General features: G+C 63.3%; 15 protein-coding genes. 7 read left to right on the plus strand and 8 right to left on the minus strand.

Features of this window, described 5'->3' with window-relative positions; translation table 11 throughout:
• The 3 genes from QWZ14_RS01645 to QWZ14_RS01655 form a co-directional block, all read left to right on the plus strand.
• Positions 1-517 (plus strand): hypothetical protein (locus QWZ14_RS01645; RefSeq protein ID WP_290314814.1); only part of this gene is annotated, 517 nt, incomplete at its 5' end.
• 126 nt (positions 518-643) lie between these two features.
• On the plus strand, positions 644-1933 hold the full coding sequence (locus tag QWZ14_RS01650; RefSeq protein ID WP_290314815.1) for a thioredoxin domain-containing protein: 1290 nt from the start codon (positions 644-646) through the stop codon (positions 1931-1933).
• A gap of 71 nt (positions 1934-2004) precedes the next feature.
• Positions 2005-2508 carry a hypothetical protein gene (locus QWZ14_RS01655; protein ID WP_290314816.1) on the plus strand — a complete coding sequence of 168 codons (504 nt, stop codon included), beginning with the start codon at positions 2005-2007 and terminating at the stop codon, positions 2506-2508.
• A 399-nt stretch (positions 2509-2907) separates the two neighbouring features.
• Here the strand turns inward: QWZ14_RS01655 and QWZ14_RS01660 are convergent, their stop codons facing one another.
• From QWZ14_RS01660 to QWZ14_RS01690, 7 genes are all read right to left on the minus strand, one after another.
• Entirely contained in the window at positions 2908-3351 is a 444-nt protein-coding gene (locus QWZ14_RS01660; RefSeq protein WP_290314817.1) for a hypothetical protein, read from the minus strand.
• A gap of 2 nt (positions 3352-3353) precedes the next feature.
• Complete coding sequence (locus QWZ14_RS01665; RefSeq protein WP_290314818.1) at positions 3354-5672, minus strand: DotA/TraY family protein; 2319 nt, start codon at positions 5670-5672, stop codon at positions 3354-3356.
• Between the two features lie 64 nt (positions 5673-5736).
• A complete protein-coding gene (locus QWZ14_RS01670) occupies positions 5737-8691 on the minus strand; it encodes a toprim domain-containing protein (RefSeq protein WP_290314819.1) in 2955 nt (984 codons plus the stop codon).
• A gap of 5 nt (positions 8692-8696) precedes the next feature.
• Positions 8697-9791, minus strand: coding sequence for a hypothetical protein (locus tag QWZ14_RS01675; RefSeq protein WP_290314820.1), 1095 nt, complete (start codon positions 9789-9791; stop codon positions 8697-8699).
• A gap of 4 nt (positions 9792-9795) precedes the next feature.
• Positions 9796-10326, minus strand: a complete 531-nt coding sequence (locus QWZ14_RS01680; protein WP_290314821.1) for a hypothetical protein — start codon at positions 10324-10326, stop codon at positions 9796-9798.
• A complete protein-coding gene (locus QWZ14_RS01685; RefSeq protein ID WP_290314822.1) occupies positions 10323-10775 on the minus strand; it encodes a hypothetical protein in 453 nt (150 codons plus the stop codon). The genes QWZ14_RS01680 and QWZ14_RS01685 overlap by 4 nt, the downstream gene beginning before the upstream one ends.
• A 68-nt stretch (positions 10776-10843) precedes the next feature.
• On the minus strand, positions 10844-11233 hold the full coding sequence (locus QWZ14_RS01690) for a hypothetical protein (RefSeq protein ID WP_290314823.1): 390 nt from the start codon (positions 11231-11233) through the stop codon (positions 10844-10846).
• A 341-nt stretch (positions 11234-11574) separates the two neighbouring features.
• On the opposite strand from QWZ14_RS01690, the gene QWZ14_RS01695 reads away from it, so the two are divergent.
• The gene (locus QWZ14_RS01695; protein WP_290314824.1) at positions 11575-11820 is read left to right on the plus strand and encodes a helix-turn-helix domain-containing protein; all 246 of its coding nucleotides are present in this window, start codon (positions 11575-11577) and stop codon (positions 11818-11820) included.
• Positions 11821-11960: 140 nt separating this feature from the next.
• On the opposite strand, the gene QWZ14_RS01700 is transcribed toward QWZ14_RS01695, so the two are convergent.
• A protein-coding gene (locus QWZ14_RS01700) for an IS3 family transposase (protein WP_408903522.1) occupies positions 11961-13456 on the minus strand; the annotation gives its coding sequence in 2 pieces (ribosomal slippage) (positions 11961-13030 and positions 13030-13456; 1497 coding nt in all).
• Between the two features lie 173 nt (positions 13457-13629).
• On the opposite strand from QWZ14_RS01700, the gene QWZ14_RS01705 reads away from it, so the two are divergent.
• From QWZ14_RS01705 to QWZ14_RS01715, 3 genes are all read left to right on the plus strand, one after another.
• The gene (locus tag QWZ14_RS01705; RefSeq protein WP_290314825.1) at positions 13630-14346 is read left to right on the plus strand and encodes a hypothetical protein; all 717 of its coding nucleotides are present in this window, start codon (positions 13630-13632) and stop codon (positions 14344-14346) included.
• A gap of 74 nt (positions 14347-14420) precedes the next feature.
• Entirely contained in the window at positions 14421-15077 is a 657-nt protein-coding gene (locus QWZ14_RS01710; protein ID WP_290314826.1) for a DotI/IcmL/TraM family protein, read from the plus strand.
• Positions 15077-15979 carry a DotH/IcmK family type IV secretion protein gene (locus QWZ14_RS01715; protein ID WP_290314887.1) on the plus strand — a complete coding sequence of 301 codons (903 nt, stop codon included), beginning with the start codon at positions 15077-15079 and terminating at the stop codon, positions 15977-15979. The genes QWZ14_RS01710 and QWZ14_RS01715 overlap by 1 nt, the downstream gene beginning before the upstream one ends.
• The last annotated feature ends 22 nt before the right edge of the window (positions 15980-16001 follow it).

Genomic DNA, 16001 nt, shown 5'->3' on the forward strand with positions numbered 1-16001 from the left:
TGCTGCCCGCGAGCAGTTCGAGTTGCTGCGTGAGCGCCAGACCCAGATCCGAGAATTGCGAGCCGACCTGGCTCGTAGATCGACGATCGAGCGGCCGCGTATCGCCAATTTTGATGTCCTATGGGCACGCCAGGCCCGGCGACCAGACCCAGATAAGTTCGTGACCCTCGACCGCGACGTAGCAGAGGCGCGCAAGAACTTATCCGCAGCGAAGGTGTCCGGCGTCGATAAACAAACCTTGGTTGGCCTGCAGACCGCAGTCGACGTGACCGAGTACCAGGTCCGCCGCGCAGAGCTGGCGGCCCGGAGTGGAGAGGCCTGGGAGAAATTCCGCCAGGTCCAAGCCCTCGCTCAGCCTATGTTGACTGAGCTCAAGCGGCTCGAGGACAGCGTCCTGGCTGAACACGAGGCGTCACTGACGACAGCGCTTGAGGGAAGCAACACCCGACCGGATCGAGTTTACCGGGCAGCGCCAGAACCGGATCATCTTCACGCGGCGCCCAGCCCTTCGATGTAATCGCCGGGTATTAAGCCGCGCTGCATCCCGAAGCCACTGTGGAGCAGTGTCGATGGGTGGTGTGAGGGCGGGAGGGCTCCATTCGCGCCAGCAGGTCTCACAGTCCTCATTTTAGAGGAGTGGACGATGCGACGGATTCTACTTCTGGCAACCACAATCTTGGCTGCACCAATGATGGGTGCTGTTGCTCAGACCTGTAGCTTGGATGCCGCAGCAGCGCCGGTGGATCAAACTCCGGTTGTAGCAGCCGCGGTGCAAACGCCCCGTATCAGTGATGAGGAGATCAGGAGCCATCAGGTCCTGCGTCGTCTCGCCAGCCGGGGCGCGATCCTTCGAGACCTCGGCAGCGAACATGGCGTGCGGGGCATCCTGGCACAGGCCCCCGGCGGCGAGGCGCAAACCTTCTACCTGCTGCCTGATGGGATGGGGGTGGTGGCAGGAATGCTCTGGGATGTGACGAACCCGGACCGCAACGCATGGGATGCCACCAGCCGGCAAGTCCGGCCATTCCTGCCGGCAGTGCGGGTGCAGGATAGGGGGCCAGCTCTCCAAGCCAGGGGGGCAGCGCTGCCACCTCTGACCGGGGTAGACGATACCGTTCGCCCAATCAGTGGGGGGGCGGTCACCGAGAGTCCAGTCCTCACGTATCTGGCGAGCGAGGGCGCCGCGCTGTCAGACATCGGTTTGGACCATGGCGTCCGAGCAGTCTTCGGCAGGACGCCAACCCAATTCCAGACGTACTATGTGACCCCTGATGGCCGAGCCGTCATCACCGGCATCTTGTGGGACCTGACGGCGGCAGACCCTGGTAGGCGCAATGTGACGCTACGGCAGACGCGGTCCATTCCCGGTGTGGTTCCGACAGTAGCGATCGGAACACAGGCTGCGGCAGCACTGCAGCAGCAGGGGCAACCGGCCGTGGAGGTCGAAAGGGTGCAGGCGGTTGACGGTCTTTCGCTGCTCGCAAATGCCCATGTTGGCGTCGTTGGCCAGGCAGGAGCGCCGATCGTCTATATGGTCTTCGATCCTCTCTGCCCATATTCGGTCAGAGGAATGGATGAGCTGCGGCCGGCGATCGCTGCCGGCCAGTTGCAGATTGCACTGCTGCCAGTGGCAGGGCTCGATAACCACAACAACGGGCAGAGCACGCTGGCCGCGCGCTCTCTCCTCTCTGTGCCCCCCGAGGACATGGCCGATGCGTGGACAAAGGTCGTTCAGGCGACCCGGCGTCGGCAGTCATTTGGGATTGGGATCCTGACAGGATCGGATGTGCAGTTGCAGGATAACAAATCCATTGCGGTAAGCCTGGGCGTTGAATCCTTCCCCACCTTCGTCTGGCGTCAGCCAGACGGCACTGCTGGCACGTTCGTAGGCTCGGGCGGTGTTCAGCAGATCCTGCGGGCGGTAGGGCGCTGACTGCGATGAGCGACCTACCAGCGGCCTTCCGGCCCAAAAGCGGATTTTGGGGGCAAGCGACCAGGCCAATCGTGGCGGTCGCGCGCTACAGCTACCAATGTGCTAACCCGCGAGCGATCGCAGCGGGCGCAAGAGACATCCAGTCGCTTTGGACACTGGTGCGCCAAAAGCGTCCGGAGGCCATGCGTATTATCACGACTGGTGGCGGGGAGTTCGACGTCGCCGCAACCGCGATGCTGCACAAGATGCAGGAGCAGGAAGTCGAACGGCGGTTGCACGCCACTCTCTGGCGGAGTGGCTGGACAGCGCGGTTTTGCCTCGCAACAGCCTTGGGAGCCCTGGTTGGTTGGATCGGATTGATCATCAGTGGGCAGAGCATGGGCGGCTTGCAATCGGCCGCCCTCCTCGTTCTCGTTCTGACCGTCCTCACCCTGAAAACCGCCGAGCATTCCCATCGGAATTGGCAAATCCGGCGGCGGCGGATGGGCACGATGGGCGAATTTCTGCTTACGGACGAAGCGTGGTGGCCGACGACGCGAGCGCGACCGTCGACCGACAGCCAGGCGGCGCCGTAGTGCAAAGATCCCGACCGCGTCTCCCTGGGCCGGTCGTTGGTCGGCGGGGGCCAGCAGCGGCCCCGCCATACCTTACTCGCGTCTTAGAACGTACCCGCGGGCCGTCCATAGGGGCTGCCTGAGAGGTTATGGCTGCCGGGACGGAACACGGTTCCGTCCCGGTCAAACACGCTTGGTCGCCACCGCGCGTTGGCTGAGCCGACAGCCGCGTAGGGGTCGTAAAACGGGTTGGCGATGGGCCTGGCCGAGACATTGCCGTAGTCGGCGGCCGCACGAAGGTTGCCGCGATGCTCACACCCCGGCAGGGCCAGAAGGCCAAGGGCTACTAAGATAGTCACTCGCATCTAACTCTCCATAACTGATCCTGGAAGAAGGATCAGCTATGGCGGCGCGAACGGATCAGTTCGTCTGACGCAGAGCGTCACGCTTCGAGAGCTCGGTCGTAGCCCGGAGGATAGCCTCGTGTACCGACAGCTCTTGCCTCAGATCCGAGACCTGGACCTCTAACTCTATGGCTCGGCTGTGGTACTGCCGGGCGCTAGTCTCCCAACCTGTAGCCAAGGCCTCAGCCCTGGCCAGGCGCTCCTCCAGAGCCTGCCGATCAGCTGCAGCCTGCTGGAGATGCTGCGCAGCCTCCTGCAGCATACCCTCGGCGATAGTCAGTTGCGCGTCGAGGTGCCGTGCCGAAGCCTCCCATTCGGCAGCATGCTGCTGCCAAGATGCTACGGTGCAAGCGGTCCGGCGGTTCTGCCGGAGACGCTGGAAGTGAAGGACGGTTTCCTGGGTGTGCGCGGCGCTCTTCGCCGCGGTGTTCCCAAGAATCCATCCTGTCATGAAACTCATGGCTAGCTGTCCTTGGCCGGGGGAGAGGAAGGCGGCGGAGGCACAATATCAGAGGATGCGGCTACTGTCCGATCCAGAGCAAATGGCCCCTTAGAAGTTCCCTCCGGCGCCGGCATCGCAGGCGAAGTGGCATCTCCTCCTTCTTGCACCGCAGACTTGGCCATCGTCGCCACGCTCGTCTTGATAGATTCGAGGCTCGTGGCCATCCCGGCCAAGCCCATCTGCTGAGCAACAGAGTCCATGTCGACCCGATTTGCCGGCGCGATGCCAGCCAGCTTGACGATATGGTGGGGCGCCAGGCTGATCAGGCGAAAAGCCTGGGTGGTAGTGACGATGTGCATGACGACGAAGCAGCACATCAGCAGGACAACGCCGAGCAGGTTGCCAACAAACCAGCCATTGCTGAGGGCGAAGCTGGCGACGACGCCGAAGCTCCTGGCCAGGACCCAGGAGCCGACGCCATAGATTACGTAGCCCAGGAACAGGCCGATGAGCATCAATGCTGGCCGCAAAAGGATGTTGAAAATAAGCGCATAGCCCTCGAACCCGCGCCCGTGCAGTCCTTCACCGCGATAAGTCAGGTGAGCAAACATCCAAAGGGGAACTGCGATCACCGCCTCGATCACCAGAATCAACCACCCCAGGACCCCGGCGTACCAGAAAAAATAGGGCATTAGGGGCAGCAGGAAAGCCAAGATCAGGCCGGGGATCAGTAGCGCCATGAGCCCGTAGAAAATGGGCGTGGCGAGGAATTGCATTGTCAGGTACCCGGCCGCTGTCGCTGCCGCCCCGCTGAAATTGAAGGTTAGCACGTTGACTGCCATCGTGCCCGCAGCCCCGGTAGTCGACGCCAGGATGCTCGCCATGCCGAGCGCGCTGAGCGAGATGAGAATCAGCCGGTGGCCGAGCTGGATCTGCGCCGCGAAGGGATCCTGCCAGATCTGGGATGCTGGCGCGGTCACGGTGATGAAGGCATTGAGGACCCGCTCATTGATCCGCAGACTGCGGACCACACGCTCCAGGGTAGTGGCGCCGTCATCACCCGGGGTCGCACCGACGAACAGATCAGAGCTACCGCCAGGCACGTCGAGGCCATCAACCGTTTGGACGTAGTTGTTGAGCCGGTCGCGCCAGGTCAGCGCGGCATGCACAAAGGGTGCGAGATCGGCCGAAAGATTGGGCCCAAGTCCGGCATAGGTGGGAGCGGTCACCGATGGCAGGGCTGACAACAGGCTGAGCGTTGAGCCATTGAGCCGCATCATTTCGAGCGCATAGGAACCAGCCGACCACCAGCCCAACGCTGACAGCCGGTCCATGCTTCCCTGCACGGCAATTGCGCCGGTGCGGGCACTGTCGGCCGAGACGGCACCGCGGAGCTTGCTGACAATCTCTGTGGCGGTGCTTGTCAGCTGTTGCGTGTAGGCATTGGTTGCGGTGATCAACACCGCCTGCATTGGCGCCAGGGAGGCGGCCTGCCTGCTCCGCCAGAAATTCGCCGCTACTTGCTCGATCTGGGGCCGGATGTTTTGCTCAAGCACGTTGGTGAGGATCTGACGCTGTCGATCCGACATATCAACGCTCACCCCCATGATGTTGGCGCCAGCCGTCTCCGTGGGTTGGCGGACGGTCACTGTGCCGCAGACCGGGGCGCTGGTCTCATTGCCTGGAGCCAGGGAGTAGGACCAGGAGACATAGCCACCCATGGACCGGAGCCCGCCGGTTGACGGCGTAGGCACGGGCACCATGCGGGGATTATTGGTGGCCAGATTGATCAAGGCACGGCACAGCTCGTTGTGCATCAGCCCCGACACGATCGTTTTAGTCCCGGGGACCATGGGCGTAGCGATGGGCACGGCGTCCGGCCCAATGCCCTTAACTGCCGCAGCATATAGGGTACGGGTAATGCCAATAGAGGCCAAGCCGGATTGGACGACCAACTGTGCTCCGGTGGAGGTGCCGACGTCGGCGTGGGGATACATCATGATGGCTGCGATCGGGATGCGGACGGCGGCAAGCCAGGACGTTTTTTCGTCCAAAACCACACCCTTTTCGCCGGCGGCAAACATGGCCACGAGCGTCTGATAGATGATCAGTGTCATGGCAATGATGCCGACCGTCGCGGAGAACAGACCCATCAGAATGCCGATGATTGTTCTCTGATTGGCGATCCCCTGGCCTGAGTTGGTCAGGAAGAGGTCGCGCAACACCTGAGCCAAAACGTCGTCGCCAGGGTCGAAGGCGGCCCAAGTGAGGTCGAAGGGGCCAGCCGAAGCAACGGATGGGATGGCCAGGAGTAAACCGGCCAGGGCTAGTTTCGGCATCATAAGAAAGCACCCTCAAGGTTTCCCCTGAGGGTGCTCTGCGCTGGCGCGAATAGACTGCGGTTTACGGGGTGGGGGAGGGTGACGGGCCGGAGGAGGCACCGACCGATGCCCGGACGGAGTTGACCGTGCTGGCAACCTTTTCGATAGCTCGGCGGAAGAACTCGGCCAGACGCTGCGCCATCTCCTCGAGGTGGGATTTTCCAGCCTCGACGCCGGGGAGTTTGGAGGCCTCCTCGCCGATCATCGCATCCGTCCGATCGAACCCGGCAGTCCGCGAGCCGTCTAGCCCGCGGGCGACTTGATCCATGGCAACCCGCTCCCGCGCCGCAGCATACGTGCCGATCGCGGAGGTCGTGGCTTGGTAGGCTCTGGCGAACTCCGGCCGGGCCATCATGGCCGTGAACTCGGACCGGAGCGCCTCGTGCCGCCCGCCAGCACGCATCTCAGACATCACAGCCTGCATGCCGCCCGGTTCGGAAGCTGCGACGGCCTCCAGCTTTGAATAGAGCTCACGGGCAGGGCCCGCGCTGAACCGACGTACGGCATCCATGGCAGCCCGAGCCCCTTGCTCCGCCGTGCTGATGAGGCGGTCCGTTTTAGAATCCGCTAGGAGGGTGCCGAACTGGCCGAGACGCTGTGCCAGGCCGACTGAGTTTGTCTCCCAAGGCGCAGGACCGGATCGCTCAGCTGGACCCTGCGGCAGGAAGCGCGAGAACAGAGTGCCGCCAGGATTAGCTCCGGCGGCGCGACCTGCCACAGCCGCGGCCGCGGGCATCGCGGCGGCCGGAGGAACCTGGCCCTGCAGGCCCGCGGCTGGCGGAACATGGTGGCCAGGGCCTGGGGAGGGGATAGTGTGCCGGGTGGCGGCCAGAGCCTCCGGAGCCGTGTCTGTGCTGCCCGTCTGCTGCGCAACAGATGGGGGTACCTCAGTTGCGGGAGTAATCGCCGCAGGGGAAGGGGGCGCCACTTCGGCCGGCTTGGATCCGGTGGCTTTGGTGGCCTCCTGCACTGCGACGGCAGCCTGGTCCAGTCCGGCTGGAATGGGCGGGCCGAACATCTCCGCAGTGCCAGTAGGTGGGGGTGCGGTCGGGCTGGTCGTCGCGGCGGCAGAGGTATCAGCCGCAGGCGCCTTGCCCGTCTTGTAATCGGCGACGGCCATCTGCAGGGCGGTGACGCGCTCCTCGGCGGCAGGGCACTCCTGCGCGGAGCCCATATGCCGGAGCAGATCGGCACCATCGCGGATAGTCTGCACGAGGTGCTGGCTACCAATCGTCGAGGTGACTGCCATGAGGTCAGCCATGCGGGTGTTGGTCAGGCCCGGCGCAATCATGGCGAGGTCAGTCATCTCCTGGCGGATGGCAGGGGGTAAGTCCAGTTTGAAGCCAGTCCGTTCGGCATCCTGGACGGCGTAGGCGACCCTGGCTCTGAACTCGGGGTTGCTGGCCAGCTCTGGCATCTGGGTGACGTTCGCACCCAGCAGATTGAGAATCTTTGCGGCCTTGATCGGGACGTCAGGTGCGCCACTGACCTGCTCTGTGATCTTCTGCAAAACGTCGTGCATTGGAAAGTCCTTTGGTACCGCCTGCTCTGGCGCATTCGGGGCAGGCGAGGGAGTGGTGGGAGGTGACGCCGCCACGGCGCCGGGCACGGCCGCGCCCTTTGCAGAGGAGGGCAGGTGTTGGAGGACTGCATCATCGCTCAGTTGGCTGACGGCTGACTGAGCCAAATCCAGAGCGCGGTATGGCGAGAGGCCCATGACGTTCTCACCATCCGCCACCATTGCTGCGACTAGACGCTGACGCGGTGTCGGCTCAAAGGCAGCGGGTACGGCGGACTGAGACGCTGTCGCCGCCGGTGCCTGAGCATCAAAGAGCACGCTGTCGGGCATTAGCACGTTGTCCTTTCTGGCTATGTTTCGCAGACCGTTGAGCAGTGCGGCGCCGATCTCCTCCGCGGTGCTGACTGTGCCCGCGCGACGGTGCCGGTCATTCCAGTCCGAACCCTCGGATGGATCGACGAACTGCGGTAAAATCGGGATGGAGCCGACGATACGCTGCAGGTGCCGCGCCATGGCGGCGCCGGCGTTCTGCTTGCCGGCCACGTCGTTGTCGGCAGCGTCCAGCAGGAGCTGGTCGGGATGCCGCTGCCGCCAAGCGGTCATCACCGCCTCTTTGTTGCCGACATCCCAGCAGACGACGACAGGCAAACCGGTGCAGACGTTGAAACTCTTGCCGGTTGCCCAGCCTTCGGCAAAGGCCACGGGGCGGGTTGGGTCACTGGCATCGCCGATGACCATGTAAGTGCCCTCTTTGAGCACCCCAGCCGGGAACATCTTGTTTCCTTGCACCGGAAACTTGAGCTCCCGCCACTTCTCGCCGCCGTCGGGAGCGATGCGCTGCACACCCACCATCTCTCCGGTTGGCGTCCGCATTGGCGCAAGCAGGTTGCCGTAGCGGTCTAACCGCAGCTCGTCCGGCGAGACCTGCTTCGAAGCGGCATAAGGGTGGTCAGCAGGAGCCGGTTTCGATCGCTCCCACTCCGCACGAGACTTAACCGCGACCTCGCGCTGCTTGGCAGCAATCTCTTGTTGCCGCCGGACGTCAGCTGCGGCTGCTTCCACAAGCGCGGCAGCCTGGCGCTCTTGGTACTGCCGGCGATCGGCATCCGATAATGGCCGAGCCAAATCCGGGGCAGGGCGGTTGAGATGGGAGCGTGCCCAATCGATAGCTGCCGGCAAAGAGCCGACCTGCGCCACGACGAAATCGAACAGGCTGCCGCCTTGGCCGGCGCCCTTGTCGTGCCACAGCCCGGTGTCGAGGGAGACTGAAAGCCCACCCCGAGGGTAGTAGCGGACATTGCGTGGTCCACGGAACGTCGGCTCCTGCCGCAGCAGGGCAGTGACGACCTTTTCGGGATTGCGCCGTAACTCATCTTTCAGCTCGTAGAGGTCGTTGCGGAGGATCTCCGCGCGATCAGCGCGTCGCTCCGCATTTGTACGGTAGGATCCGTCCGGCATCGGGGTCACCTCGTTGTTGGGACGGGCATGGTGGCCAAGCCAAGCAATGCCTGCTGGGGGCGACCGAAAGGTGCTTCGGCGCGATCTGCCAAGATGGCCGACAAAAGGGCAGTTTGAGTTTGGCTCGCCTTGAACTGCTGCCAGTCAATGTATGCCCGGAAGGCGTCTAGCTTGATTTGCTCGATCTGCCGGGCAGCGGGAGGCATGCGCTGCAGATCGCGGGCCCAGGCTCGGCCTGAAACGTAGCGATTCACTTCGAGCTCGGCTGCCAGCATCCACGAGCCCTTGGCGGTTTGGGTCATGCCTTGGGCGCGCTGCTGCTCGCGCTGAGCCGGCGTCAGGGTCACGGTGTTTGTCCGTGCCGCGACGATGTCGTTCATAGCGGTGCGGGCCAGAGAGATCATGGCGTTGTAGCGACGCCGCCACGCCTGCTTGTCCTGACCGGCAAGCGATCGCACCTCATCAGTCCGAAGCGCTCTGGGCGGGACGGGTTGGATGAGGTTGGTGACGTAGTCGTTGGCTGCAGTCAGGTCTTCCGGGGTGTCGCCATAGGCCAAGGCCCCGAGCATGGTACTGGCCCGCTGATCCCAGTTCGGCCGGCTGCCAAGGGTGCACATACCGTCCTGGGCCTCGCCTTCGCCGCAGTAGCGGCCGAGATGGATCGCGGTATTGGCTGCCTGGGCATTGGCCTGACCGACATAAGCCGGCATGTTGGGCGCGGCCTCGCCGCGAGGATCGCTCACTCGGCTGATGCTGTTACTGACAATCCAACTCTGCCCGGCGGCAACAGCGATTGCCTGACCGTTGTCGAGGGCTTCGCAGGCAGATGGTGTGGCAACATGCTCGTCGCGGACTACAACGCCTCGCAAATCCTTCTGCACGGCGAAGTTGGCGACGTTGCTCGCGTCGGTCGTCTGCTGCAGCGCTGATACCTGCCCCTTCAAGTAGTTGCTGACCTGAGTAAAACCCTGAATGGTCCGCACCATCAGCTGGACAATGGCGGCGGTATCGGCGACCTCGGCGTGTGCGGGGCGCGACACGTTCGAGAGGGCGGCGGCGGTAACCACCACAGCAACCGTTGACAGGAGGAAAGTACGCATCGGATCAGCGCCTCTGGACCGGGTAGCCGGTCGGCGTCATCGGCTGCCCATTGATGTAGTAGCCGTTGTAGTTAGTGCCTCCGCCGATGGTGGCACTGCCGATCGTTGCACCGCCTCCGCCGAGGCTGATGTTCGGGCAGTAATTGCCCCCGCCAAGGCCGCCAAATCCGAGATTGAAGCCGCTGACAGTCAGGCCGCATTGAATCGACCCGACTTGGCTACGCCATGCCGACAAAGCGACCTGGCACGCCTGGGCCATTAGTTTCTGGCCCGCAGAACTGAGCATGGCCATTGGATCAATACCGTCGGTCAGAACGTTGAGGCCTACGCCGTCGAAAAACCTGTCGAGGCAGGACAGCGAGGTGACGCTCTGGGGCGGGTGGATATCCCGCTCGTCAGCGGCCATGCGTGCCGCCATACCACTGGCCGCAGCCTGCTGGAGCTCGGCGCAGCCCTCGCTCTGTTGGGCGGTAGCGACGCCTGTTGACAGAGATGCCATCAGCACGAGAGCCGATGCCTGAATTCGCTTCGTCACGCGGGAATCTCCTCACTGTTGGCGCTGCGGCATGCCTCCAGCAGCTGTTTGACGCGGTCTGCGCCAAAGATTCGGGCTAGGACGGCCCGACGGTGCAGTGCGACCATCTCCGCCCGCAGGAAGCCGCTGTCCTGTTCGTCGCCCAGAAGTGCGGCAATCAAGGCCTCACCACGAGGGAGCGACACAGCGATCCAGTCGATGAGACGAACTCGGCGGGCTGGACCAATCTGCTCGAGAGCCTTGCGCAGCAGGGCAAGGCTCGGGACGGCCTCAAAGGCGGTATCGAGGTGCTCTCCGGCTGCAGTGTCGAGCGCCAGGCCGAACTCCTGCAGGAGCGCAAGACTCTCGGGATCAGCGTCGACGGCAGCTGGTCGACAGAGGCGATCGGCTTCCGATGGCTCGACCGCGCGAACCCAGGCGGTCACGTCGGGGAGGCTGAGGCTGGGCACTGGGGATCCTTCCTGACTAGCAAATCAGGAAGGAAGGTCAGTCCCCTTGGCGCGAATGGCGGCGACGATCAGCGCGAAATGAGTGCCGTGTTGCTGGTGATCGTCAGCCGCAGATTGAGCGGTTTGAGAACATCCAGCAGAACCTGGTTCCAGGGCCGGCCGCCCTGCCAACTGACATTGGTAGTGGTGTCCACATTATCGGCGATTGCGAGCGCGACGTCAGACGGGACGATTTGCCGGGCGGCAAATCGAAGGCTGATTTGCTCACCGAAACCCTTGGCGGCGGGCAGAACCCCAGGCCGGCGGCTAGGTGCAGCGACGGGCGGCAGGGAGGGGGCGGCAATGGCCGCCGTGCCGGGAGTGGGATTTGAGTTGCCGCCCATAAGCAGCTCCGCGCGAACGGGCGGGGCAGCAGCAAGGAAGGCTGCGGTGAAACCAAGAGCTAAAAGGGGTCGCATGACGATACTCCGAGTGACCCCTGAGCATCTACTAGGCCGCGGCGCGAACGCGGCTAAGGGTGTCCGCGCTTTATTTCCGGCTTGCCGCAAACCCTGTGGGCCTGTTCGCGCCGGATAAGAGCCAGAATCCCGCTTGGCGTTAGAACGGTCAGGTGAGAGTTGGCTTTAATAGCATGCCGTATTGTTACGGATAAACGATATAAGGGGGCTATCAGCAATGATCGAGACATTGGAGGTTGTTGGGATCCTGTCCCGACATGGTGTAAGGGGCCTTTGATATGAGTGTACTGCCCCAGACATCCTGGGAACCGGCGCTCCTACTTAGAGGCAATGCGGAGCTCATGGGCGAGGATGAGGCTGGCGGAGCAGCTGAAGGGGCCGAAGAGCAGCGCAAACTCTTTGGCGCCAGGGTGAAAGAGCTCCGTAAGACCTTGAACATGACGCAAACCGAGCTGGCCGAGCTCACTGGCCTCGAACAGATGCACATCAGCCAGATCGAACGAGGCAAGGTGTCCTCTCGCCACGACACGATGTTCCGGCTCGCTAAGGCGCTCGGGCAGGAACTTCACACAATGTTGAAGCCCTAGCGGTTTATATAGTTAAATCACTATTGCGGCCGGGCTGCCAAGTGTTTAGTGAGAATAATCACTAAACAGCTGTGGCGATCAGCCGATGCCCCTCATCACAGTCTCCGGAACGTGTCAACGACGATGAGACAGGGATGGGCCTAATTTACGCTTGAAGGATCAGCCTTCTGGCTGGGTGGGTTGATCCAAACGGCGGTGGGCTTGGCGGGTGGCGACGGTGGCTGATTGACGAAGCGCTCGGGATGGGCGGCGAAGGCGTGGTCGAGGGTGCGTTGCCGAGCGGCATGGATGTCGTCGGCCTGGCCGTAATGGACCTGATCAGGGGTCATCAGGCCGAGGCCGCTGTGGTGGTGGTCCTGGTTGTACCAGACGAAGAAGTCGCGGCAGAACTGTCGGGCGTCCTCGATGCAGCCGAAGCGCTGGGGGAACTGCGGCTGGTACTTGAGGGTCTTGAAGTGTGCCTCGGAGAAGGGGTTGTCGTTGGAGGTGTGCGGCCTGCTGTGCGACTTGGTGACGCCGAGGTCGGCGAGCAGTTGGGCAGTGGCCTTGGCCTTCATCGGTCCGCCGCGGTCGGCATGCAGGGTGAGCTGCCCTGGCGGGACGTGGTGCTTGTCGATGGCGTCATCGAACAGGGCTTTGAAGATGGTGGCGCTCTCGGCATCGGCGACGGCCCAGGCGACGACGCGGCGGCTGAAGATGTCGATCACGACGTAGAGGTAGAAGTAGGTCCACTTGGCCGGGCCCATCAGCTTGGTGATGTCCCAGGACCAGACGGTGTTGGGTGTGGTGGCGAGCAGCTCGGGCTTGCGGTAGACGGGATGCCGCGCCTGGTCACGGCGCTCACGGACTTCGCTGTGGGCGTCGAGGATGCGGTACATGGTGCGGATCGAGCAATGGTAGACGCCTTCGTCGAGCAGGGTGGCGTAGACCTCGTAGGGCGCGAGATCGGCGAAGCGTGGCTGACGCAGCAGGTCGAGCACGACCTGGCGCTGGGCGCTGCCCAGCGCCCGCGGTGGCGAGGGGCGCAGCAGCGGCGCTGCTGGTGGCAGGGCCTGTTGACGCTGCCTGCGGTGCAGGCTGGCACGCGAGACGCCCAGTGCGGCACAGGCGTCGCGGATGGGGACCGGCGCGGGCGGGCTGGCGAGGAGGCTGTCCATCAGCAGGAGCTGTCGCTGTCGATCGGCGGCAGCGGGATTTGCAACAGGTCGGCAACTTTTTTTTGAAGCTCGATGATGGCTTCGGCGCGCTCGAGGCGCAGCCGGAGCCGGGCGTTGTCCTGCTGCGCCTTCGCAAGGTCTGCGGCCAGCGGGTTGGGCTGGTTTGGCTTCGGACCGCGCCTGGCCGGGGTCAGGCTGCCGAGGATGCCAGCCTCGCGCTGGCGCCGCCATTCGGTCAGCGCCGAGGAGTAGAGCCCCTCACGACGCAGCAGGGCGCCGATCTCGCCGGGGGTGGTCGCGCGGTCGGCCTCGGCCAGCACGCGCAGCTTGTCCTGCGCGGTGAAGCTGCGCCGCCGAGGGCGCTCCGACAGCTCCGGGTTGGCGGCCGCTGGCGGCGGCACGACGGTCGGCTTACGGCCGACCTCTGCGCCGCCGCCAGCGGCCGCCTGCTGCTCGGCAATCTTGTTGGGCATGACCACGAGACATCTCCTGCGCCCTCAAGCCTAAACTTCCGGGGGAGCGCTGTCTCACTGTCATTGGCACAGAGGGCTCCCCTTCCGCTGCGCCGTGCGCAAGTCAGTCGGACCTGCTCCAAGAGCTTTGCCCGCCGCCCACCGAGGCGGAGATCCTGCAACGGCGTCTGATCAAAGGGTTGATCCAGGCCAAGAAGGGCAGGAAGGTGATTGCCGCCGTCCTGGGGCTCACCGACGACGCTCTGATGCAGCGAATTGTCGACCTCGACCTCCCAAGCCCGGCAGATATTCCGTATCTGGCGCCGCAGGGAACGAAGTGTTGGACCTTGCCGCACATGCAGCGTCTGGTCCAGTTGTGGACCTTCAACGTCACCGGCGCCGCGATCGGAGTTGAGCTCGGCCGCAGCGCCAGTAGCGTCTACTCCAAGGCGCGAAGCCTCGGCCTGTATCGCCGCGAACGGGCACAGCTCGTCCGAGTGATCCACGCGGTTAGCGAGCCCAGCCGCACGGGCGCGGAAGCGATCTCTGGGAAAGCAGCAGCGCGCCCAAAGCGCAAGGAAATCGCCTGGACGGAAGACCTTGAGGACCAGCTGGCCGATCGATGGTTCGCCATGCAGCATCATGCCGCCATTGCCGTTGTGTTTGGAGTAAGCCCCACAACCGTCGCATCCAAGGCATACAGGCTGGAGCTGCCTCGGCGCTGCGCGCAGCTGCTGACGAAGGATTATGATGCGGGCCGCAAGCAAAAGGGCATCGCAATGTATCCCGGCATCATGCGCAAGCAGTGCAAGTTTACGCGCAAGGTGTTCTGGGGCTACCGCAGTGGTCCGGCTACGTCGGCCTATGCCAAGCGTGAACTGGCGGGTTATGCCGCAGCGACGGCCGTGTCTAACTAAGGGCTAGAGTTTTTGTCCGTTCGCATTCGCGCCGCTGTGGCCCAGCTTCAAGCAGAGGTCATGAGGCATGCTCCATGGAAAACTCCGCAGACGCACGAGACAAACTACTAACGGACCCCGCATGGTCTAACGGCTTATTGCGACGCTCTCTTAACGGTAACTGCGTCCAGGCGCTGGTAATTCTGGTTCTCGCTGGGCACGCGGTTTGGGCCGAGACGCGACCTGTGGAGCGTGTGTACTTTGCCACCAACAGCATGTCTGAGCCGGTGCGGATGGCGCCGCTGAGTGAGTCTGTGGTGAGCAATGCCGATCTGCTTGAGTGGACGAAATCGGCGGTGGTTGCCGCCTATACACTCAACTTCCTCGAGTACCGGCAGCAGGCTGAAGCGGCCAAAAAGAATTTCTCCACGGACGCCTGGGATTCATGGAGTTCATCGTTCATTACCGCAGGTAATCTTGAGAGGCTCGTAGGCGGGAACATGCTATCGACGGCGGTTCTCACTGCGGCACCAGTGATCCGCGAAGAGACGGTGGTCAATGGAATCCGGATGTGGATCATCCAGTTTCCCTTCGTCCAGACCTTCTTGAATAATTCCCAGGAAAACTCGGATCGCTTGATGGCGAATGTGCGTGTCAAGCGCACAACCGATCCGCGCTACCCGCGGGGCATTGTCCCCGACCAGTTGGTCGTCGGTCCAGATCGTGACATTCGCCGAGGAGGGGGACGGTGATGGATATCCGTAGTGCGCTTGCGGTCCTGGCCTGCTGTGCTCTTGCTGGACCAGTTCTCGCCCAAGGCGGGCCAGATCCAGCAGCGGCGGACGCCAGCTATGGCGCGGCCCGGGGGCGGGAGTTCCGACTATCGCCGCAGATGATCGAGGATCTGGCGAAACGATATGACGAGGATCAGCGGGCCCGTGCTCGGGTTGGGTCGTCCGCCACCTTTGTGTCGCCTATCACTCGGCGGATCGACGTTAGGTTCACGCCCGGGGATGCCGTTCCGATCGTCGAGGCCTCGTTGACCTATCCGACGGTGCTGAGCTTCTTCGATAGCTCGGGCCAGCCGTGGCCAGTTGTACGCGATCAGAATTCGAATCCTAAGGGCGAGGGGAACACTGGCGGCTTTGAAGTTACGCGCCCCATCGAGGGTGGCAATACGGTTGAGATCACGGTGACATCGCAGTTTCCGCGAGGCGGTCTCGTGGTCTACCTACGCGGCGCTCCGAAGCCGATCAGCTTTATGCTTGTGTCGGGCCGAGGCCGTTACGATGCCAATGCGTCGGTATTCATCGCTGATCGGGGGCCGAATGCACTGTCGCCGGTCGTAGTCCGGCGGGAAGTGCCAGACACCGGGGACGAGGAGATGGGCAAGATGCTGGACGGCATCACGCCTGCCGGTGCCCGCTCCCTCACAATCGTCAATGGATCGCCGGATGAGTATCGCGCATGGCGCATCCGGAATCTCGTTTATCTGCGGACAACCCAGATGCTGATGCTGCCCGAGCCGGTCGCCTACAAAATGGCGGAGGGCGGTTTGCGCCTCTACGCCGTTCCCGTGGGCAACGCCGGCGACACGTCCTTCCTCCTCTCGGATGGCAGCCAGAATTTCCGTCTTCGTACCAGGGAGCAATAACAATGGCCGGTACAGCTCTCCG

The organism is Paeniroseomonas aquatica (assembly GCF_030409335.1).
GTDB classification, from domain to species: domain Bacteria; phylum Pseudomonadota; class Alphaproteobacteria; order Acetobacterales; family Acetobacteraceae; genus Belnapia; species Belnapia aquatica.